This is a genomic window from Olsenella massiliensis (genome assembly GCF_001457795.1).
GTDB classification, from domain to species: Bacteria; Actinomycetota; Coriobacteriia; order Coriobacteriales; family Atopobiaceae; genus Olsenella_F; species Olsenella_F massiliensis.
Map to the genome: position 1 here is coordinate 827,898 of NZ_LN898211.1, position 21,626 is coordinate 849,523.

At 65.1% G+C, this 21,626-nt stretch carries 16 protein-coding genes; 12 read left to right on the forward strand and 4 right to left on the reverse strand.

Going from position 1 to position 21,626, the window contains the following annotated elements:
- Positions 1 to 122 precede the first annotated feature (122 nt).
- The 4 genes from BN3001_RS07755 (at position 123) to BN3001_RS07770 (ending at position 5,709) form a co-directional block, all read left to right on the forward strand.
- Positions 123 to 947 (forward strand): HAD family hydrolase, encoded by an 825-nt coding sequence (locus BN3001_RS07755; RefSeq protein ID WP_058271172.1) that lies wholly within the window; start codon positions 123 to 125, stop codon positions 945 to 947.
- A gap of 371 nt (positions 948 to 1,318) precedes the next feature.
- Positions 1,319 to 2,386, forward strand: a complete 1,068-nt coding sequence (gene pheS / locus BN3001_RS07760) for a phenylalanine--tRNA ligase subunit alpha (protein WP_058271173.1) — start codon at positions 1,319 to 1,321, stop codon at positions 2,384 to 2,386.
- Between the two features lie 94 nt (positions 2,387 to 2,480).
- Entirely contained in the window at positions 2,481 to 4,952 is a 2,472-nt protein-coding gene (gene pheT / locus BN3001_RS07765) for a phenylalanine--tRNA ligase subunit beta (protein ID WP_058271174.1), read from the forward strand.
- 25 nt (positions 4,953 to 4,977) lie between these two features.
- On the forward strand, positions 4,978 to 5,709 hold the full coding sequence (locus BN3001_RS07770) for a hypothetical protein (protein ID WP_058271175.1): 732 nt from the start codon (positions 4,978 to 4,980) through the stop codon (positions 5,707 to 5,709).
- On the opposite strand, the gene BN3001_RS07775 is transcribed toward BN3001_RS07770, so the two are convergent.
- Together BN3001_RS07775 and BN3001_RS07780 are read right to left on the reverse strand one after the other, a co-directional pair.
- The gene (locus tag BN3001_RS07775; protein WP_058271176.1) at positions 5,690 to 5,905 is read right to left on the reverse strand and encodes a hypothetical protein; all 216 of its coding nucleotides are present in this window, start codon (positions 5,903 to 5,905) and stop codon (positions 5,690 to 5,692) included. The genes BN3001_RS07770 and BN3001_RS07775 overlap by 20 nt on opposite strands.
- Positions 5,905 to 6,738, reverse strand: coding sequence for a bifunctional hydroxymethylpyrimidine kinase/phosphomethylpyrimidine kinase (locus BN3001_RS07780; RefSeq protein ID WP_058271177.1), 834 nt, complete (start codon positions 6,736 to 6,738; stop codon positions 5,905 to 5,907). The genes BN3001_RS07775 and BN3001_RS07780 overlap by 1 nt, the downstream gene beginning before the upstream one ends.
- A 519-nt stretch (positions 6,739 to 7,257) precedes the next feature.
- Here BN3001_RS07780 and BN3001_RS07785 point away from each other — a divergent pair.
- The gene (locus BN3001_RS07785) at positions 7,258 to 8,628 is read left to right on the forward strand and encodes an alpha-amylase family glycosyl hydrolase (protein WP_058271178.1); all 1,371 of its coding nucleotides are present in this window, start codon (positions 7,258 to 7,260) and stop codon (positions 8,626 to 8,628) included.
- A gap of 111 nt (positions 8,629 to 8,739) precedes the next feature.
- On the opposite strand, the gene pyk is transcribed toward BN3001_RS07785, so the two are convergent.
- Positions 8,740 to 10,182, reverse strand: coding sequence for a pyruvate kinase (gene pyk, locus BN3001_RS07790; RefSeq protein ID WP_058271179.1), 1,443 nt, complete (start codon positions 10,180 to 10,182; stop codon positions 8,740 to 8,742).
- A 144-nt stretch (positions 10,183 to 10,326) separates the two neighbouring features.
- Positions 10,327 to 11,331, reverse strand: a complete 1,005-nt coding sequence (locus tag BN3001_RS07795; protein ID WP_058271180.1) for a 2-hydroxyacid dehydrogenase — start codon at positions 11,329 to 11,331, stop codon at positions 10,327 to 10,329.
- A gap of 618 nt (positions 11,332 to 11,949) precedes the next feature.
- Here BN3001_RS07795 and BN3001_RS07800 point away from each other — a divergent pair.
- The 7 genes from BN3001_RS07800 (at position 11,950) to BN3001_RS07830 (ending at position 21,593) form a co-directional block, all read left to right on the forward strand.
- Entirely contained in the window at positions 11,950 to 13,020 is a 1,071-nt protein-coding gene (locus BN3001_RS07800) for a sugar ABC transporter substrate-binding protein (RefSeq protein ID WP_148362980.1), read from the forward strand.
- Positions 13,021 to 13,119: 99 nt separating this feature from the next.
- Positions 13,120 to 14,127 carry an ABC transporter permease gene (locus BN3001_RS07805; RefSeq protein WP_058271181.1) on the forward strand — a complete coding sequence of 336 codons (1,008 nt, stop codon included), beginning with the start codon at positions 13,120 to 13,122 and terminating at the stop codon, positions 14,125 to 14,127.
- Positions 14,124 to 15,644 (forward strand): sugar ABC transporter ATP-binding protein, encoded by a 1,521-nt coding sequence (locus BN3001_RS07810; protein WP_058271182.1) that lies wholly within the window; start codon positions 14,124 to 14,126, stop codon positions 15,642 to 15,644. Before BN3001_RS07805 ends, BN3001_RS07810 begins: the two co-directional genes overlap by 4 nt.
- On the forward strand, positions 15,641 to 16,657 hold the full coding sequence (locus BN3001_RS07815) for an ABC transporter permease (protein WP_082630061.1): 1,017 nt from the start codon (positions 15,641 to 15,643) through the stop codon (positions 16,655 to 16,657). Before BN3001_RS07810 ends, BN3001_RS07815 begins: the two co-directional genes overlap by 4 nt.
- Positions 16,658 to 16,698: 41 nt before the next feature.
- Positions 16,699 to 17,610 (forward strand): amidohydrolase family protein, encoded by a 912-nt coding sequence (locus BN3001_RS07820; protein ID WP_058271183.1) that lies wholly within the window; start codon positions 16,699 to 16,701, stop codon positions 17,608 to 17,610.
- A 15-nt stretch (positions 17,611 to 17,625) separates the two neighbouring features.
- A complete protein-coding gene (locus BN3001_RS07825; RefSeq protein ID WP_197407477.1) occupies positions 17,626 to 18,636 on the forward strand; it encodes an NAD(P)-dependent oxidoreductase in 1,011 nt (336 codons plus the stop codon).
- A gap of 278 nt (positions 18,637 to 18,914) precedes the next feature.
- Positions 18,915 to 21,593 carry a cation-translocating P-type ATPase gene (locus BN3001_RS07830; RefSeq protein ID WP_058271185.1) on the forward strand — a complete coding sequence of 893 codons (2,679 nt, stop codon included), beginning with the start codon at positions 18,915 to 18,917 and terminating at the stop codon, positions 21,591 to 21,593.
- Positions 21,594 to 21,626 lie beyond the last annotated feature (33 nt).

The following is a 21,626-nucleotide window of genomic DNA, read 5'->3' on the forward strand; positions in this document are numbered from 1 at the left end:
TCGTCGTCCCCACATGACCCTGGGCGTGGCCCACGGCCTCGCCCACCCTCCGCGCACAAGATTTCCTATACTCAAACGGGGCCCCGCACACGACGCGGCGGCACGAGAACCCGGAGGCGGCCATGGCGCATGACATCAAGCTCATACTGACGGACATCGACGGCACGATCCTGCCCTACGGCCAGCCCGAGGTGAGCGAGAGGTGCGTGGCTGCCTTCCACGCCGCCATGGATGCCGGCATCCACATAGGCCCCGCCAGCGGCAGGGGCCACAAGTGGCTGCCCCCGCTGCTCAGGGGCGACGAGTCCTGCTGCGCCGACGCGCTTGCCTCCAACGGCATGGAAGTCTACCTGGACGGCGAGCGCATTCATGTCGAGACCCTGGACCATGGTGTGCTTGGCCGGCTGGCGAAGGTCCTCGCGACGATGGACGGCACCGGTCTCGTGTGCTTCGACGACCAGACGCCCGTCCTGGTGCAGGGAAGCCTCGACGACCTTACGGCCTGCTTCCCCTCATATGGCTCGCGCGCCGTCGTCGCGGACGCCGTGCCTGCCTGCGAGATCGTCAAGGCCAACGTCTTCTTTGACGGGACGCTCGCACAGATGCACGACCTTGCGGGGCGCCTGCACGACCTCGTGCCGACGCTTGACTTTGACGTTCCGCAGCCCGGCTGGCTCAACATCCTCACGAACGGATGGGGCAAGGGTCCGGCCATCGACGTCCTCTGCCACCATCTGGGCATCGACGTCGGTCAGGTGGCCGTCTTCGGTGACGGCGGCAACGACGTCTCGATGCTTTCGTATGTGCCCGTGTCCTTTGCGGTGGAGGGTGCCGCGCCTGACGCCTGGGAGGCGGCGACGTACCATCTGGGTCGCTGCGAGGACGAGGCGGCGGTCCAGATGATCGAGGCCCTGGCGGCGGGGGAGACGCCATACCTGCACGCGTGACGTCGTGATGTCGGCGCGGACGGGCGTCGCGTGTGCTACCATGACCCAAGGCAATGACGGAGAGGTTCTGTCGTCGCGTGACCTGCGAACAAGAGAGGGCGCCCACCGGCTGAGAGGCGCCCGCGCGGGTCGGCGACAGGAGTTCACTCCAGCAGCCGCGAGCTTAACGGCGAGACGCGCAGGCAGCTGCCCGGACACGGGCACGACCGCGGCGCCCGTCGCCCAGTAGGCGAGCCGGCCGCCCCACGACACGGGGCGCAACGAGTGGTCGCGCGCGAGAGACAACGCCCGCGACAAGCAAGGTGGTACCGCGGATCATCCGTCCTTGGGCATGTGCTCAGGGGCGTTTTTTTGACGAGAGGGGTTTGGGTATGGCATTGTCCGACGACCTGAGGGCCATTCAGGAACAGGTGGGGAAGAGGCTCCGCGCGGCGCGGACCCTGGCCGAGCTCGATCAGGTGCGCGTGGGCTCCCTGGGCAAGAAGGGCTCGCTCACGGCCATCATGCGCTCCATGGGGTCGGTGCCCAAGGAGGAGCGTCCCGCCATGGGCCGGCTCGCCAACACCGTGCGCGCCAACGTGGAGCGCGCCATCGCGATGCGCAAGGAGGAGCTGTCCCAGGAGGCGCTCGCGGCCAAGATCGCCGCCGAGGAGGTTGACGTCACGCTGCCCGGGAGGCGCCTGTCGCTGGGCACCCAGCACCTCATCTCGCAGATTCGCGAGGAGATCGAGGACATCTTCTGCGACCTGGGATACACCGTCGAGGATGGCCCCTACGTCGAGACCGCCTACTACAACTTCACGGCGCTCAACGCCCCGGAGGACCATCCCAGCCGATCGGCCAAGGACACCTTCTACGTGGCGGACAACGCGCCCGAGGGCAAGGGCGTCTCGGTCCTCGGCGAGTCCGACGTGCTGCTGCGCACCCAGACCTCGGGCGTCCAGGTGCATGTGATGGAGGAGAAGGAGCCCCCCATCTACATGATTTGCCCGGGCACCGTCTTCAGGCCCGACACGGCCGACGCCAATCACCTTCCCCAGTTCACTCAGGTGGAGGGCCTCGTGGTGGACAAGGGCATCACCTTCGGCGACCTCAAGGGCACGCTCGACCACTTCTGTCGCGAGATCTTCGGCAAGGACCGCGCCACGCGCTACCGCCCGCACTTCTTCCCCTTCACGGAGCCAAGCTGCGAGGTGGACGTGTCGTGCGGCGTCTGCGGCGGCGCCGGCTGCCGCTTCTGCAAGGGCACGGGCTGGCTCGAGATACTGGGCTGCGGCATGGTCGATCCCAACGTCTTTACGTATGTGGGCATCGATCCCGAGACGTACACGGGCTTTGCCTTCGGCATCGGCGTGGAGCGCGTCGCGGCGCTTCGTTACGACCTGCCCGACCTACGCATGCTCATGACGGGCGACATGCGCTTCCTCAGGCAGTTCTAGGAGCCGCCGGACGGCCCGACCGCCCGGCTCGTCCGGCGACGGGCCCCACCCGCCTGTCATCACACCCCATCGCGCGAGCAGAAAGCGAGACACCATGCGCGTTTCATATGAATGGCTCAAGGACATGGTCGACCTTCCCGACGACCCGGCCGACCTCGTCGCCGCGCTCACCCGTACCGGCACGGAGGTCGAGGCCGTCGAGCGCGTCGGCGCCAACATCACCAAGGTCGTCACCTCCCAGGTCCTCGAGCGGACCTTGCATCCCGATTCCGACCACCTGTACGTCTGCAAGATGGACGTGGGCCCCTACAACGTGGACGAGCAGGGCAACCCCATGCCCCTCCAGGTGGTCTGCGGCGCCCAGAACTTCAGGCAGGGCGACAAGACCGTCACGGCCCTCGTGGGCGCCACGCTGCCGGGCGGCGTCACGATCAAGAAGGGGAAGCTCCGCGGCGTCGATTCCTGCGGCATGAACTGCTCCAGCCGCGAGCTGGGGCTCGGCTCCGACCATGCGGGCATCATGATCCTGCCGGCCGACGCGCCCGTGGGCGTTGACTTCGTCTCGTGGCAGAAGCTGAGCGACACCGTCATCGACTGCGAGATCACCCCCAACCGTCCCGACTGCCTGTCGATGGCAGGCATGGCCACGGAGGTCGCGGCCGTCCTGGACGAGGACACGCATGTCGAGCTGCCTCGCATCGCCCGCGAGTCCGCCGAGTTCGGTCGCACGGCCGACCTGGTGGACGTGAGCATCCAGGACCCGTCGCTCTGCAGCCGCTACGCCGCCCGCGTCGTCCGCAACGTCAAGATTGGCCCCAGTCCCGAGTGGCTTGCGCGCCGCATCATCGCGGCCGGCGCCCGTCCCATCAACAACGTCGTCGATGTCACCAACTACGTGATGTTCCTCACCGGCCAGCCGCTTCATGCTTTTGACCTGGGCAAGCTCAGCGAGCGAGACGGTCGGCGCCACGTGGTGGTGCGCGCGGCGACCGACGGCGAGCGCATCGTGACCCTTGACGGCCAGACGCGCACGCTCACGTCCGACATGGTCGTCATCACCGACGACGGCCATGCGCCCATCTGCCTCGCCGGCGTCATGGGCGGCCAGAACTCCGAGATCGACGAGGGGACCGTTGACGTCCTGCTCGAGGCGGCGCGCTTTGACGCGGGCCACATCAGCCGCACGAGCCGCAACCTCACCCTCATGAGCGAGGCGTCCATCCGCTTCGAGCGGCAGGTCGACGCCTCCGCCTGCGCGGACGTCGCGGACGTCGCCGCCGCCCTGTTCGAGGCCTGCTGCTCCGCCCAGGTGTGCGAGGGCAGGGTGGACGAGTACCCGCTCGTGACCAAGCGCGTCACGATCGAGCTGCGTCCCGACCGCGTCCGCGCCCTCTGCGGCGCCCCCATAGAGACCGCGTTCATGGCGTCGCGCCTCGAGCGCCTGGGCTGCGAGGTCTCGCGCGGCGCGGACGACACGCAGGCCATGGTCGTGCTGGCACCCAGCAACCGTCCCGACCTCACGCGCGAGATCGACCTCGTGGAGGAGGTGCTGCGCCTGTGGGGCGAGGGCGACGTCGAGCCCACGCTTCCCGCCGCGCGCAACCATGCGGGCGGTCTGACCTGCGAGCAGCGGCGACTCCGCCAGATTGGCCAGGTCCTGCGCTCCTGCGGCCTGTCCGAGACCAGCACCTACAACTTTGCCGACCCTGACGACCTCACGCGCCTGGGCATGGGCGAGCAGGGCAGGGGCGTCCCGGTGAGGATCCTGCACCCTCTGGTGGACAACCAGTCCCAGATGCGGCGGAATCTCCTCGCCGGCCTGCTGCGCTCCGTCGCCTACAATCGCGACCATGGCGTCGAGAACGTCCATCTGTACGAGATGGGCCGCGTGTTCTTTGGCCACGAGCGACGCAGCCAGCCGACGGAGCCCAGCTACGTCGCCGGCGTCCTCGGCGGCGCCTGGGGCGATGACCAATGGTGCGCCAAGCGCGAGCCCCTTGACTTCTATGACGCCAAGGGCGTCGTCGAGACGCTCCTTGACGCCCTGCGCGTCACCAAGCTGCGCTTCCGTCCGGCCGACCCCGCGACCTACGGGTGGCTGCAGCCTGGCAGGGGGGCCGAGGTGCTCGCCCAGGGCGAGCTGATCGGCTGGGTGGGCAACGTCCACCCCACCGCGCTTGCCGCCTTTGACATCGACGCGCCCGTGGTGGCCTTTGAGCTCGCCGTCGCGGCCCTGCAGCGCCTCGCCCGCCGCGAGCTGCCTTACGAGGAGGTGCCGACGCTGCCGGGCGTCTCCATCGACCTTGCCCTCGTCGTCGACGAGGCGATGAGCTACGAGCAGCTGTCCCAGCGCATCAAGAGCGCCGGCGGCAAGCTGCTGACGGACGTGCGCCTCTTTGACGTGTATCGCGACCCCGTGCGCGTGGGCGAGGGCAAGAAGTCCATGGCCTTCTCGCTCACCTATCGCGCGGCCGACCACACGCTCACCTCGGCCGAGGTGGACAAGGCCCATGAGAGGCTCATCAAGAAGGTCATGAGATCAACGGGTGGTGAGGTGCGCAGCTAGCGGTCAGGGACGCAAGCTGCCGACCATGCCAAGCTGGAACGTACACACCGCGCACGTGGAACGGCTCCTTGGGGACCACGACCCCGGGGAGCTGGGCATCCGTGACGCAAACGCCTTCCTGTTCGGCAACTATGTTCCGGACGTGTACGTGGGCTACATGGTCAGCCCCCTGTCGCACCGCCTGCCCTATCGCGAGACGCACTTCGTGGACCCAGGCCATGTGCCCGAGCCGCGCTTTTGGGAGTTCTGGGAGCGCTACGGCCTTCCCAGCGCCGACGAGGGGGGCAGGGTCAGCGACGTCGTGCTGGGCGCCTGGTGTCACCTCGTGGCGGACAACGGCTACAACCATGAGGTCAACCTGCTCATAGCCCGTCGCGGCGTCGTTCCCGGCGACATGACGCGCAGGCGCAAGCAGCACGACTTCGATCTGTTTGGCCACACCTTGGGTATCTCGATGCAATGCGTCATGAGCGAGCGCCTCGTGAGCGAGGCGCGCGGCTTTCCGCAGTATGCGATCGAGAGGGACGACCTGCTCCGCGCGGTGGCATCGGCCCGCCGCATCGTGCGTTCAAACCACTCGCACGAAAGGTCAGGCCCGCCCCCCACGTACAGCCTCATCCAGCCGGCGGAGTTCGACCGCATGTTCAGGACGGTGCACGAGCGCCTTGAGGCGGGTCTTGCCGCCTATGCTCGCCTCGGCGCCGACGCGCCCCTCCTGCGGGCGCCCCTCCCGCACGCTAGCGCCGCAGACGCCTAGCCACCTCAAGGTATTCCAGCCTGCCGTCGATGTAGTCGGCAAAGGCGTCACGCGGCTCCTGCCCATGAAAGGCGGCGCACAGGCCGCAGAGGTCGCAGTCGGACAGACAGGGATGGCTGCGGTCGATGAAGGCGCGTCGTTCCTCCGGGGTGGAGCCGGCAACGGGCGGGGCGGCAGCTCCGCCGGCAGGGCCCATCAGCACATCACCTCGTCCACGACCTCGAGCAGCTCCTCGATTGGCAGGCCCAGGCGGGGGTCGCGCGCGCCGGCGCCCTGTCGAATCATCTCGCGCACGGCATCCATGGCGCACTGCGTCGAGCTCGCCAGCATCTGTCCCTGGAGGAGCCGCCCTAAAAGCACGGCGGCAAAGACGTCGCCCGTGCCCCTGAAGTTTGCGTTCACATGCTCATAGGGCAGGACGAAGCGCTCGTCCAGAAAGGCGTCGTAGCCAATCACGCAGTGCCCCACGCCCTCCATCAGGCAGCTCGTGACGAGGGCGGAGAGGGGACCAAGGGCGAGCAGGTCGTCAAGCAGCCGGTCGGCCTCGCGACGCGCCAGGGGGCTCGTCGTATGGTCGGTGCCGGTGAGCAGGCAGGCCTCGGTGTAGTTGGGAATGCTGAGGCTCGCCCCGCTCACCAGCGTGCGCATGCTCGCGATGGTGTCCCCGCCCAGGTTGCGGTACAGCCTGCCGTTGTCGGCCATGATGGGGTCAACGAGGATGCACGCGTCCTCGCGCTCGTAGCGGCTGCAATAGTCGCCCACGAGGTCCGCCTGCTCGCTGGAGGCGATGAAGCCCACGGCGACGGCGTCAAAGCAAAAGCCCAGCGCGTCCCAGGCCTTGAGGGTGCGCCGCATGTGCTCGGTGGTGTCCATGAGCTCGAAGTGCTCGTAGTCGAGCGAGTTGGAGAGCAGGGCCGTGGGAAGCTTGCTGGCGGGAAAGCCCATGTACGAGAGGATGGGCGACATGGCGGCGACGCCCTCCTTGCCCGCCTCTATGAGGTTGCTCACCAGCAGCACCTGCTTGTCCATGGACGCTCTCTCAATCTGCTCGCCTGACGACCGAGTCCGCACGCACAGCATACCCCGGGCGTGCGAGCGGGTCCTAACTATGGGCGCGAGCCAATCGGCGTACGGGCGTGCGGTTGTGAAGTCGCGGCAAAAGGGGGAGGCACAGGCAGAGAACCTCCCGTGCTGGTGGGCTGCCCCCTCCCTGCGGCGCCTCCTAGAGCCTTCCTTTGAAGGTCCTCTCGACGAACTCGGCGAGCTTTCCCTCCTTGGCGAGCCCGGCGGAGTCGGCCTTGACGAAGTTCGTGGCGCAGTTGCCACCCACCTCGCCGTTCGCGCCCAGGATGTAGTTCGTCGCTATCCGGTAGATGATCTCGGTCGGCGCGATGCCGAAGACCTACCTCGTCAGGATGTGGTCGAGCCTCCTGCGGTCGTCCGGGAAGAGCCTGCGCATGAGGGCGCAAAGATTATCGACATCGCTCGGTGGCGTGCGGGGTAACCTAGAACAGCGCGCCTTTGCGATCGGACGAGAGGGGAGTTCCCATGAGCTGGTTCGAGGAAGCGGTCGTCTATCAGGTGTATCCCTTGGGGCTCACGGGCGCCCCGTACGAGAACGACGGTGTCTCGGTCCCCACGTCGCGCATGCTCCAGCTTGTCGACAACGGCTGGATCGACCACATGGCAGGTCTCAACGTCACCTGCCTTTTGCTCAATCCCGTGTTCGAGAGCGGCACGCACGGCTATGACACCCGCGACTATCTGCAGGTTGACCGCCGCCTGGGCACGAACGATGACCTGCGCCGCGTCGTGGACGCCTGCCACGAGCACGGCATCAAGGTGCTGCTCGACGGCGTGTTCAACCATGTGGGGCGTGGCTTCTGGGCCTTTGCGGACGTGCTCGCGCACAGGCAGGAGAGTCCGTATGCCGGGTGGTTCCGCATCGACTTCGAGGGCGACAACGAATGGGGGGACGGCTTCTCCTACGACTGCTGGGAGGGCGTGGGCGAGCTCGTGACCCTCAACCACGACAACTTCGAGCTGAACGCCTACCTTGCCGACGTCATACGCCGGTGGGAGGGTGAGTTTGGCATCGACGGCCTCAGGCTGGACGTGGCCTACTGCCTGGACCCGGGCTTCCTTGGCTATCTGCGCCAGGTTGCCGACGAGCTCACCGCACGGCGCTCCGAGCGCCTGGGTCCGCGCGACGGCAAGTTCGCGCTCGTGGGCGAGACCCTGTTTGGCGACTATCGGCGCTGGATGGGCGAGGGGCTCTGTGACGCGGTGACCAACTACGAGCTGTACAAGGGCCTCTGGTCATCCATGAACGCGCGCAACATGCATGAGGTGGCCTACTCCCTCAAGAGGCAGAGCGGGTCGGAGCCCTGGGACCTCTACACGGGGCATCACCTTCTGACCTTCCTCGACAACCATGACGTCGCGCGCATCGCGACCCAGCTTGCCGACGTGCGCCAGCTGCCGGCGCTGTACGGCCTGCTCTTTGGCGCCCCCGGCGTTCCCGCCTTGTATTACGGGAGCGAGTGGGGCATCACGGGCGAGAAGCGTCCGGGCGACCACGAGATTCGCCCCGCGCTGGCGGCGCCCGAGAGCAACGCGCTCACGGAGCTGATCGCGGCCCTCGCGGTGGCGCGCAGACCGGGGGCGCCCGGCTCCGAGGCCCTGGCGTGGGGAGACTATGAGGAGCTCCAAGTCTCGCCGACGACCCTGGTCTTTCAGCGCGCGAGCGAGCACGAGCGGGTCATCGTCGCCGTGAACGCGGGAGACGAGGCGTGCACCCTCCACTTTGACGCGCGCTGCGGGCGCGCGACCGACCTCGTCACGGGCCAGTGGCATGACTTTGGCGGGGGCTCCACGGTGGCGCCCCTCACGACCTGCCTCTGGCTCTGCGAGCGCTAGGCCGCGCGACGGGCCGGGCGTCCCGGCTTGCCAGGACGGTCCAGACAAGACGGCGCCCCTCCGATGAGGGGCGCCGCTGCGTCGGGAACATGTGGGCAAGGCTGCCGGAGGCTACTGGATCTGGCACACCATGGTCATGTTGGTCGACGTGGTGTAGTCGCCCTGCGAGGGGGAGGTCTGCGGGTCGCCGGCGGTGATCACCACGATCTCGCCCGTCTCGACCAGGCCCAGCTCCTTGGCAAGCGACAGCGCGTTGTAGCAGGTGGCGGCAAGGGAGCCCTGCTCGGTGGTCTTGAACGCCCGGACGCCCCACTGGAAGCAGGTCTTGCGGATGGCGTGGTTCGAGGGGGACATCGCGTAGATGGGCAGCTTGGGCCTGAAGTTTGAGATGAGGCGCGCGGTGCGTCCGGAGTGCGTGGGGCAGATGATGCAGGTGGCGCCCACGCGGTCGGAGACCTCCACCGCAGCCGCGCCGATGGCGGAGTTGACGTTCTTGATGCCACCGCGGTCGTGGTACTCGTTATGCTCACCCAGATACCTTTCGGTGTCCAGGGCGATGGAGGTCATCATCTTCACCGCCTCGACGGGGTACTTGCCCGCGGCGGTCTCGCCGGAGAGCATGATGCAGTCCGTGCCGTCATAGATGGCGTTGGCGACGTCCGCGACCTCGGCGCGCGTGGGGCGCGGGTTGTGAATCATGGAGTCCAGCATCTGCGTGGCGGTGATGACGGGCTTGTAGGCCGCATTGCACTTGTTGATGATGGTCTTCTGGATGTGGGGGACCTCGGCGGGGTTGACCTCCACGCCCAGGTCGCCACGGGCGACCATGATGCCGTCGGAGTGCTCGAGGATCTCGTCAAAGTTCTTGACGCCCAGCGCGCTCTCGATCTTGGGGAAGATGTACACGTTGCGCACGCCGCTGTCGGCGCAGAGGCGGCGAATCTCGTCGACGGCGGCGCCGTTACGTATGAACGAGGCGGCAATGGCGTCGATGCCCAGCTCGCAGCCGAACATGATGTCGGCGCGGTCCTGCTCGGTGACCGAGGGCAGCGAGATGTCCACGTTGGGAATGTTGACGCCCTTCTTCTCGCCCAGCTCGCCGCCGTTGACGACCGTGCAATGCATGTCCGCGCCCTCGACGCGCTCCACCTCGAGGCCGATGAGGCCGTCGTCGATGAGAATGACGGAACCCTTTTGCACCTCGGTGGGGAGGAGCTTGTAGTCGAGCGAGAAGCGCTCGGCCGTGCCGGCGACGCCCTCATCCGTCGTCACGACGACGTGGGCGCCCGTCTCGAGCGTGACCTTCTGATGGTCCTTGAGCTCGCCGGTGCGGACCTCGGGACCCTTGGTGTCGAGCATGATGGCGACGGGAAGCTTGAGTTCCGCGGAGATGCGGCGGACGCGCTCGATGTTGTTGCGGTGGTAGTCATGCGAGCCGTGGCTGAAGTTGAAGCGTGCCACGTTCATGCCGTTGGCGATGAGGCCGCGCAGGACCTCGTCGTCCTCGGTGGCGGGGCCCATGGTGCAGATGATCTTGGTCCTCTTGGATGTCATGTGAGATGAATCCTCTCTCCTCAAAGCAACTGGCCGACCTGGGGGGCCAGCCAGTGGGGTCATATGCATCGAGAGCGCCACGTCAGGCTGGTGCTGAGCTGGCGCTCGAGTTTTTCTTGCTGGTATGCTAGCACACCACGCCGCCTAGCACACCACGCTGCGCTCGATGAAGTCCTTGCCCGTCGCATAGGCCTGCGCGTTGTCCAAGGTCACCCGTGCGATCTGCGCGAGGGCCTCGTGGGTGAAGAACGCCTGGTGCGACGTCATGACCACGTTGGGGAAGGAGCAGAGCCTCGAGGTGGGCGTGTCGAAGACCTCGTCGGTGCGGTTGGTGTAGACGTTGTCGTTCTCCTCCTCGTAGACGTCAAGGCCGGCGGCCCCGATCTTGCCGGAGAGGATGCCGCGGATGAGCGCCTCCGTGTCCACGAGGGCTCCTCGGCCGGTGTTGACGAAGATGACGCCGTCCTTCATCTTTGCGATGGCCTCGTCGTCGATCATGTGGTAGCTCTGCTCGTTCAAAAACGCGTGGAGGCTGATGAGGTCCGCCTGGGCAAAGAGGGTGTCGTTGTCAACGTACTCGTCGATGACGTGCTCCTCGTCCACGAGGCGCTGGTTGGGGTAGAGGTCGCTGCCGAGCACGCGCATGCCGAAGCCCTTGCAGATGCGGCAGAGCGCGGCGCCGATGCGCCCCGTTCCGATGATGCCGGCCGTCTTGCCGTGCAGGGTCTCGCCGACGAGCCCGACGAGGGAGAAGTCGTTTTCGCGCACGCGGTTGTAGCCTCGGACGATGCGGCGGTTGGCCGCGAGGGCGAGGGCCATGGCGTGCTCCGAGATCGCCTCGGGGGAGTAGGCGGGCACGTTGGTGACGCGCATGCCGACGGACTTCGCGAACTCGACGTTGACGGCGTCAAAGCCGGCGCAGCGCATGAGCACGAGCTCGACGCCCAGGCCTCGCAGCACCTCGAGCGTCATGGCGGACACGTCAGAGTTGACGAAGGCGCAGACGGCCTGATAGCCCTTCGCGAGGACGGCGGTAAGGGGGGTCAGGTTGGACTCGGTGAAGTCAACCTTGAGCTCCGGGTAGCTTCCGAGCTCTCGCTCAAACGAGATGCGGTCGTAGCTTGCGGTGCCAAAGACGAGGATGTTCATGGGTTGTCTCACGCTCCTGGAGACTCGCTTTCATGCCCGTGGCATGCGTATGGGTCGATTCTAACGCAGCGTGCGCATGCCGTGTGCGGATGTGACCCATGAGGCTGGCCGTGGCGCGGCGGTCTTGGCCGGAGGACATGAACGTCTGCGAAAATGTCTGTCATATACCAGTGATGCTCCGGTGCTCTGGCGACAGCGTCTCACCCATGGGTCCCGGATGCGTCTGCCGTGCCCTGTCATCCGCGAAGCCTGACGGAGCAGGCCTGCAAAAGGGCGCTCACTAGACGTTTTGAGCCTGAGCGGGGCATTGGGAACGTGAGGTTTGACGTGTGCATACCGTTCAGCGACAAATTGTGTCCACTGACTTTACTGAAACTAAAGCTTTAGTAATGAAAAGACAAGAATAGCGCTGTGGAGAAAATGTCCCATGTTCTTGTATTCCGTTTGGGAAGCCGATGTACGAGATGTGCTCATCAACGTCATATTTTCCGAGTTGACCATAGGATATGAAAGGAACATGAGGAAGTCTTGCGGATGGGTGGCATGCCTCGCACTACGTTCTAGGGGAATTGCTGCGGGGTCTAATTGATGTGTCAGTTACAACCATAGGAGGAGAGCATGCACAACATCGAGAAGAGTGACGAGCGGGTGCGGTCCCTGTCCAGGAGGGGGCTCATCACCCTCGCGGCCGCTTCGGCGGGCGTCCTGGTTGCCGGGTGTGCGCAGACTCCGCGGGATGGCGGCGCCTCGTCGGCCGCGGCGCCCTCCGACCCCAACGCTGCCAGCAACAAGAAAAAGAAGAATCCCTACAAGGATGACATCAAGATCGCCTACGTCGCCCATGACCTCAGCACGCCCAACAACCAGGCGTGGCTGGAAGGCATCCAGCGTGAGTGCGCATCCTGGAGCAACATAGACATCCAGTCCTTCAACGGCGAGAGCTCCGCCGAGACCCAGACGCAGATCATGGCGGACGTCATAAACCAGGGCTTTGACGCCGTGATCCTGCAGTGCTCCGACGGCACCGCCCTCGCCCCCTCCGTAAAGGAGGCGGAGGAGAAGGGCATTCCCGTCATCACCCTCAACCTTGACGCGTACACCACGCACAGCGCCCTTGTCATGGCCGTTGACTACGACGCCGGCCGCATGGCCGCGGACAAAATCGCCGAGTCCATCAACAAGAAGGGTGATGTCGCGATCATCCAGGGCGTCCCCGGGCTCACCAGGACCGACAACCTCGAGCAGGGATTCCGCGACACGATCGGCAAGTATCCCGACATCAAGATCGTTGACGCCCAGTCCGCCTCCTTCGAGAAGGCCAAGGCGATCACGGTCATGAACAGCTTCCTGCAGAGCTACCCCGACATCAAGGCCGTCTTTGCCATCAACGACGCCATGGCCGAGGGTGCCGCCCTCGCCGCCGAGTCGGCAAACAAGAAGGGCCAGATCGTAATCTGGGGCGCCGACGGTGAGAAGGATGCGCTCGCCATGATCGAGTCGGGCGACATGAGCGGCACCATCTATACCAACAGCTGGGACGAGGGGTCAACGGCCGCCAAGATAGCCCTTCTGATGGTCGGGTCCGAGTACAGCTACACGGTGCTGAGCGAGACGCCTAAGGTCATCATGGAGCCCATCGTGGTTACCGCCGAGACCGTCTCGAGCATCGCCGAGAACGACCGCTGGTAGTCAGATTTTTCCCGTACCCCACGGCATAGGCTGCGTCGCTGCATGTCGGCCTATGCCGTGGGTCATATACGACGTCGATCCACGAAGGCGCAGGGTCCGATGAAGACGCATGTTAAGCAGACAACGCTGCGACGGCTCATATCGTTGGTCATGTTGGCGATTCTCGTCGCGCTCTTTGGTGTGCTCGGCGGGGGGAGCTTCCTCACTCCCGGGAACTTCTCCGAGATTCTGCGCGATGCCTCAGTCGTGGGAATCATAGGCGTGGGCGTCACCTACGTCATCATCACCGCCGGCATCGACCTGTCAACGGGCAGCATGATGGCGCTCGTCGGCATGACGATGGCAAACGTCTATGCCTATACGGCGCTACCCATCTGGCTGATGATCGTCATCGGCATGGTCGTGGGGCTTGTCGCCGGCCTCATCAACGGTCTCATCGTCGCGCGCCTGAACGTGCCGGAGTTCATCGGCACCTTAGCCACGATGGGCGTCTTTCGCGCCGTCACCTACCTCATCGCCATCAAGGACGCCCATGGCGTGATACAGTCGCAGCCTCTCACCGTCCCGGAGTACACGGTCCTGGGCACTTCAGTCGGCCCGCTGTTCGTCGTCACCATCGTGATGGCCCTCTTTATTGCCGCCGGGCAAGTCGTGCTTAAATACACGCGTTTTGGCACGAGGCTCTACGCAGTGGGCGCCAACAGGAAGGCGGCGACCCTCTCGGGCATCGACGTCGCCAGGACGCGCGTGATCGCCTACGTCATCGTGGGCCTGTGCGTGTCCGTCGGGGCCATTTTCACGACGGCGAGGCTCCAGAGCACCACCGCGCTTCTCGGCAGCGGATTCGAGTTCGACCCCATAGCCGCGGCCGTCGTCGGCGGCGTGTCCCTCGCCGGCGGCTCGGGCGACATCGTCGGCACGCTCATAGGGGCCGTGTTCATGGCGACGCTGGAAAACGGCGTGCTCAAGCTGCATATGAACACGGCCTACCAGTACATCATCAAGGGCGTCGTCATCGTGCTCGTCGTCATGCTCGACGCCTTGTACAAGTCACGCCTCGAGCGCGCCTCAAGGGAGCGCGGGGCCCAGGGAGGTGCGGAGGCATGAGCGGGCTTCTGCTTGAGACCAGGCACATCTGCAAGAGCTTTTCTGGCGTGCCCGTGCTGCAGGACGTTCACTTTGACGTCCGCCCCGGGGAGATCCACGCCCTCATGGGGGAGAACGGCGCCGGCAAGTCGACGCTCATCAAGATCATCACGGGAGTCTACGCCAAAGACCAAGGAGAGCTGATCTGGGACGGCAAGCCCGTCCAGATCGACAGCTACCAGGCTTGTCATGCGTTGGGCATATCCTGCATATACCAGGAGCTTTCCATCATACCGCCGCTTACGGTGGCGCAGAACGTCTATCTCAACCGCGAGCCTCGCAAAGGTCCGTTCATCGACTACGCGACCATGGAGAAGATGACCCAAAAGCTCATCGACCGGTATGACTTTCCCCTGAAGCCGTCTGCACTCACCCAGGACTTGGGTATGGGCCAACGCCAGCTGGTGGAAATTCTCAAAGGCCTCTCGAGCGACTCGAAGCTCCTCATCATGGACGAGCCCACGTCATCGCTCTCGGGCAAGGAGGCGAGGAGCCTCTTTAAGATCATCAATGCGCTGAGGGACCAGGGCGTGTCGATCATCTACATATCGCATCGCCTTGAGGAGGTGTATGCGCTGTCGGACCGCGTGACCATCCTGCGTGACGGCAAGAACGCCGCCGTTCTCGAGGGCGATCAGATCACGCCAAAGGTGGTCATCGAGAAGATGCTTGGCAAGGCCATGGAGGAGACGGACGAGTCAAGCAAGCTGCTCCGCCTGGGCGAGGGCGAGGTCCGCCTTGACGTGAGGGGCCTCACGGATGCGGCAGGAAGGTACCGTGACGTGTCCTTCCAGGTCCACAAGGGCGAGATTCTGGGCATTGGCGGACTGATCGGCGCCGGGCGTTCGGAGGTCGTCCGCGCCATCTATGGCATCGACAAGGCGGCCGAGGGCCAGATCGTGCTGGACGGACGACCTTTTGCGCCGAGCCCTTGCTCGAGCATAGCGGCGGGGATAGGATTTGTCCCCGAGGATAGGCGCAGCCAGGGATTCGTTCCGCTGCTCTCCACGGTGAGCAACGTCGCCCTCACCAACTACGACATCATCCACAAGAACGGTCTCGCCATCTCGGCTGTCGACGAGCGCGAGCTGGGCAAGAGGGCCATAGACAAGATTGACATTCGCCCGTCCGACCCCGACAAGGAGGTCGGGCTCATGTCGGGCGGCAACCAACAGAAGGTCGTGCTTGGCAAATGGCTGGTGCGCGACCTCAAGTTGCTCATCGTGGACGAGCCCACGGCCGGCATAGACATCGGGGCAAAAAAGGAGATCTATGACATTCTCGACGAGCTCGCCTCGCAGGGGGTGTCAGTCATCGTCGTCTCGTCTGACCTGCAGGAGCTCATACGGGTCTCCCACCGGATCATCGTCATGCGCAAGGGGAGCGTCGTCCGCGAGTTCAAAGGTGAGGTCGTGACTCAGGCTAAGATCCTGGCCGCCTCGCAGGGCGTCGAGCAGAGCGAGGGGAACGCGCAATGAGAAATCTCAACCTGAGCAGACTGAGCAAACCGATCATCCTGGTGGCGTTCGTGGTGACGCTTGCGATCCTGAGGCCCTCGTCCTTCCTCACCATCAGCAACTTCGCAAACGTGCTGTGGTCGGTGTCAGTCATTGGCATCATGGTCTGCGGCACCATCTTCGTCTTTTTGCTGGGCGGCATCGACCTCTCCATAGGCACCCTGGCGGGCCTTTCGGCCGTCACCGTAGTAGAGGTCATCAAGAACATGGGCGCCACCAACGAAAGCGTCATCATCGGCGTCCTGGCGGCCCTTGGGGTGGGCGCCGCGGCGGGCGTGGTACACGGTCTCATCATCACAAAGTTTGACATTCCCGCCTTTCTGGTCACGTTTGCGTCGCAGATGGTGTTTTTGGGGCTGTCCATGGTCATCACCAACAACCAGATCGTGAGCGCCCGCGAGCCGGTGTTGTTCACGGCCATTGGCTCGATGAAGGTGCTCGGATTTCCGCTGCCCATATACCTCATGCTTCTCATCGCCGTCGGCAGCTGGTTCGTGCTGTCGAAGACGACGTTTGGCCGTGGCATCTATGCCATCGGCGGTAATCCCGTCGCATCGGAGATCTCGGGCATCCAGGTCAAACGCTCCACGGTGCTCTGCTACGTGTTTTCGGGCGTGACCGCCGCGATCGGCGGCATCGTCCTGGCCGCCATGACCCAGCAGGGCATGGCGTCCACCGGAACGGGATACGAGACGCAGGTCATCACCGCCGGCGTCATCGGCGGCGTCAGCCTCCTCGGAGGAGTGGGAACGGTTTCGGGCTGCATCTACGGCGCGGTGCTCATGGGCCTCATAAACAACGCCCTGAACCTCCTCAGCGTGCCGTCGACCCAGAGCGGGCTGGTCCAGGGCCTCGTCATCATCGTGGCCGTCGCCTTTGACGCGCTGCAGCATCAGGATCAGTCGCGACGCAAGGCGCGCAGAATCCTCGGGCGGCTGGGGGGCGACAAGGCCAACGAAAGCCCCGCCGCCTAGCGCACATCGCTCGTCACGACACCTACAGATTGGAGACACCCGTGAAGAAGATCGACGCACACCTTCACCTGGCAAAGGTCATTGCGGGCTATTGCACCCGGGGCGAGAGCCGCGCCGCCGGCAACGGCAAGGTTGCCTGGGCCAACGGGGATACCTATCAGCTCATCCCCGAGGGGATGGGTGACGACTGCTTCCTCGCCGAGACGGCGCTCAAGCTCATGGACGAGAATGAGGTCGAGAAGGCGGTCCTCATGGAGGGCTCGCTTTACGGCTTCCAGAATGCCTACTACCTGGACGTCATGCGCACATATCCCGACCGCTTCTGCCCCACGGTCTCGGTTGATCCCTTCATGACGGGTCATATGGCCGTGCTTGACAGGTTCCTTGGGCGGGAAGGATTCCGCTCGGCAAAGTTTGAGGTCAGCAGCGGGGGCGGCCTCATGGGCGCCAACGACCCCTTCGTGCTCTCGGGGCCCAGGATGATGGAGATCTTCAAGCTCGTGGAAAGCTATCACGGCACGGTCACCATCGACATGGGCGACTTTGACATGGACAGCCACCAGCCTGCCGCCATGGCACGCGTCGCCTCTCGCTGCCCGAACCTTAAGATCGTGCTGTGCCACTTGTTGGCACCCAAGCATGCCTTCCACAAGGAGTGGATCGCCGCTCTCGAAATGCTCAGACAGGATAACGTATGGTTTGACGTCTCCTCGGTACCCAAGATTCTCGCGCCCGACGCGTACCCCTATCCTGATGCCGTCTCGCACCTGCTTGAGGCCAAGAAAATCGTCGGAGGCAAGCGTCTGATGTGGGGAACCGACGCCCCGTTCGCGCTCACGCATGACAGCTATGAGCATCTTGCCGACTACCTCATGGGCGCCGGCGCCTTCAGTGAGGACGAGCTCGCCGACCTGTACTACAACAACGCGAACGAAGTGTACTTTTCGTCGTAGGGAGGCATGCCCATCATGAAGAGAGTCGTCTCGCTCTATGCGGACAGGTCCCCTCTTTACGAGGAGCTCAACGAGAGGGCCAAAGACTACGCCAGGGACCTTGGCCTGGAGTATGTATGGATTTCGCACGAGGGGTACTCGCCCGAGGCGGCCGTTGAGGCGCTGCGGGAGGCCGATGCCGGCATCATCGACGTCGACCCCTTCAACGGGGAGATGTTCTCGCGCATATCCGACCGCTGCCGGCTTCTGGTCCGCTACGGCGTGGGCTTTGACGCCGTCGATCTTGAGGGCGCCACGAGGGCGGGCGTCGCCGTGGCCCGCACCTCCGGGGCAAACGCGCAGAGCGTCGCAGAGATGGCGCTCGCCATGATTCTTGCCGCCAAGCGACTGCTTGTCCGTGCCAGGAAGGTCGTCGAGTCGGGCGTGTGGTCCCACAACATTGGCAGCGAGCTCAGGGGCGGGCGTCTGGGCATCCTGGGGTTCGGCGCCATCGGCAGGAGCCTGGCCGAGATCACGAGGGGCTTCGAGCTTGACCTGTATGTCTACGACCCCTTCCTGCCCGCGGGGGTCGCCGAGCGCTATGGCGCCCACCAGGAGGACCTTGACACGATCTTTCGGGAGTGCGACGCGATCAGCGTCCATGTGCCGTACACCAAGCAGACGCACCATCTTGTCAATGCCGAGCGCCTGGCCCTCATGAAGAGGGATGCCGTCATCGTCTGCAACTCCCGAGGAAACGTCGTGGACGAGGAGGCCCTCGCGGACGCCCTGCGAAAGGGAAGGATCCTAGGCGCGGGTCTTGATGTGTTCGCCACGGAGCCGCTCCCGACGGACTCGCCCCTGTTGAGCCTTGACAACGTGCTGCTCGCCCCGCACGATTCGTCCCAGACGACCGAGGCGCTGTGGAACATCTACAAGTGCGCGCTGGACGTCACGTCCGACTTCTTTGCGGGCAGGGAGCTGGGAAAAGAATTCCTGCTTAATCCCGAGTACGCCGCCAGGGCGCGCCGCCAGGGCAAAGCCTAGCCCGCATGCACGTGCCGGCCCGTCTTGACGGGCCCGCCTCCCTCCAATGACGTCACCGGTCGGATGCCTCCTGACGCTTGGGGCCCCGACCTTGACGCGCGGGCCTCTCAACCACGTTATGAGGTTCGATTCCACGCTCGGCCCTCATGGGGTACCATCTATGGCAGCCCTAACGTTGCGTCTGACATGGCAGCCTTGATGGGCCCTTGCCCCTCTCCTGGGGAATTATGATCGGGCATCAATCTGTCAGGCGTGTGACATCACCCCAGGAGGGAAGCATGAGAGAGTATCTGGCATCCGTCGCGGACGTGCTCAGGGAGTGCGGGAGCGACGAGACGAACGGCCTTGGCGACGGCGTCGCAGAGGAGCGCCTCGCCCAGGACGGCCCCAACAAGCTCAAGGAGGCGGAGAAGGTCCCCCTGTGGATCCGCTTCTTCCAGCAGATGGCCGACCCCATGGTCATCATGCTCATCATCGCGGCCGTCATCTCGGCTGTCACGGGGGTCATCCAGGGCGAGGCTGACTTTGCCGACGTCGTCATCATCATGTTCGTGGTCATCCTCAACTCCGTGCTTGGCGTGGTGCAGGAGGCAAAGTCGGAGGAGGCGCTCGAGGCCCTGCAAGAGATGGCCTCGGCCACGTCAAAGGTCGTGCGCGGGGGCAGGCAGGCCCAGGTTCCCTCGCATGACCTCGTCGTGGGCGACCTCGTCATCCTCGAGGCGGGCGACTCCGTGCCTGCGGACTGTCGCATTCTCGAGAGCGCGTCCATGAAGGTGGAGGAGGCGGCCCTCACGGGCGAGTCCGTGCCCGTGACCAAGCACGCCAGCACGATAGAGCTCGCGCCGGGCGCCGACGACGTTCCCCTGGGTGACCGCAAGAACATGTGCTACATGGGCTCGACCGTGGTCTTCGGCCGTGGTCGCGCCGTGGTGGTGGCAACGGGCATGAACACCGAGATGGGCAAGATCGCCGACGCCATCTCGACGGCCCAGGACGAGAAGACCCCGCTTCAGGTGAAGCTCGACGAGCTCTCGCGCATCCTCACCATCCTGGTGGTGGCCATCTGCGCCGTCGTCTTCCTCACGGGCTTCCTGAGGTACGGCTCCGCCTTCCTCGCGAGTCCCGACCTCGTGATCGACACGTTCATGGTCGCCGTCGCCCTGGCCGTCGCGGCCATACCGGAGGGGCTCGTCGCGGTCGTGACCATCGTCCTGTCCATGGGCGTCACCAAGATGAGCGAGCGCCACGCCATCATCCGCAAGCTCTCCGCCGTCGAGACGCTGGGCTGCACGCAGGTCATCTGCTCGGACAAGACGGGTACCCTCACGCAGAACAAGATGACGGTCGTGGACCATGTGACGGGCAACCTCACGGCCCACGTCCGCACGATGGCCCTCGCCTCCGACGCCAAGTGGGACGCCGCCGCGGGCGTCGCGGTCGGCGAGCCCACCGAGGCGGCCCTCGTGGCGGACGCCGCACGGCTCGGCTTCACGACCGACCATCTGACCAAGACGCGCCCGCGCGTGGGCGAGGCGCCCTTTGACTCCAGCCGCAAGATGATGTCCGTCGTGGTGCGCGGACGCGACGGATACACGCAGCACACCAAGGGCGGCCCCGACGTGGTCCTCGCCCGCTGCACCCGCTGCCTCACCGAGAGCGACGGCATCGTTCCCATGACCGACGAGCTGCGTGCCAGGATCATGGTGCAGAACAAGGCCATGAGCGACCGTGCGCTGCGCGTGCTGGCCTCCGCCCGTCGCGACTGGGGCGCCGAGCCACCTGCGAGCTTTGAGGCCGACCACCTTGAGAGGGACCTCACCTTCGTGGGCCTCTCGGGCATGATCGACCCGGTCCGCCCCGAGGTGAAGGCCGCCATCGAGGAGGCGCGCTCCGCCGGCATCCGCGTGGTCATGATCACCGGCGACCACGTGGACACCGCCGTCGCCATCGCCCGGGAGCTGGGCATCATCGACAGCCGCGCCGAGGCGATCATGGGCAGCGACCTTGACCGGCTCACCGACGCCCAGCTGGACGCCAAGGTCGTTGACTATGGGGTGTACGCACGCGTCCAGCCCGAGCACAAGACCCGCATCGTCGACGCCTGGAAGCGCAGGGGCAAGGTCGTGGGTATGACGGGCGACGGCGTCAACGACGCCCCCTCCATCAAGCGCGCCGACATAGGCATCGGCATGGGCATCACCGGCACCGACGTCACGAAGAGCGTCGCCGACATGGTGCTCACGGACGACAACTTCGCCACCATCGTGGGCGCCGTCGAGGAGGGCAGGCGCATCTACGACGACATTCGCAAGTGCATCCAGTTCCTCCTGTCGTCCAACCTGGCGGAGGTCGTCTCCGTCTTCGTCGCCTCGCTCGTGGGCGTCACGGTGCTGCTGCCCACCCACCTGCTCTGGATCAACCTGATCACCGACTCGCTGCCCGCGCTCGCGATGGCCACCGAGGGCGCCGAGCAGGACATCATGAAGCGCAAGCCGCGTGACGCCAAGGACGGCATCTTCGCGGGCGGCATGGGGCTTGACACCATCGTCCAGGGCGTCATCATCGCTATCCTCACGCTCGTCGCCTACCTCATCGGCGTCAGCTCCATGGGCGTCACCCTCGCCGAGGCGGCCGCCGACGACCAGGCGGGCGTCATGGGCATGACCATGGCGTTCCTGACGCTCTCCATGGTCGAGATGTTCCACTCCCTCAACATGAGGAGCCTGCGCGGCTCGCTCTTCACGCTCAAGGGGCAGAATAAGTGGCTATGGGCGTCGCTGGGCGTGGCGCTGCTGCTCACCTTCGTCGTGATCGAGACGCCCCTCTCCGTCGCCTTTAACTTCGCCGAGCTTGACCTTGAGCACTACCTCATCTCCATGGGGCTCGCCGTCCTGATCATCCCCATCGTGGAGGTCCAGAAGGCCATCATGCGTGCCGTCGACGGAAGCCGCGGCTAAGGAAGTCGCGGCCAGAAAAGTCGCGGCAAAAAA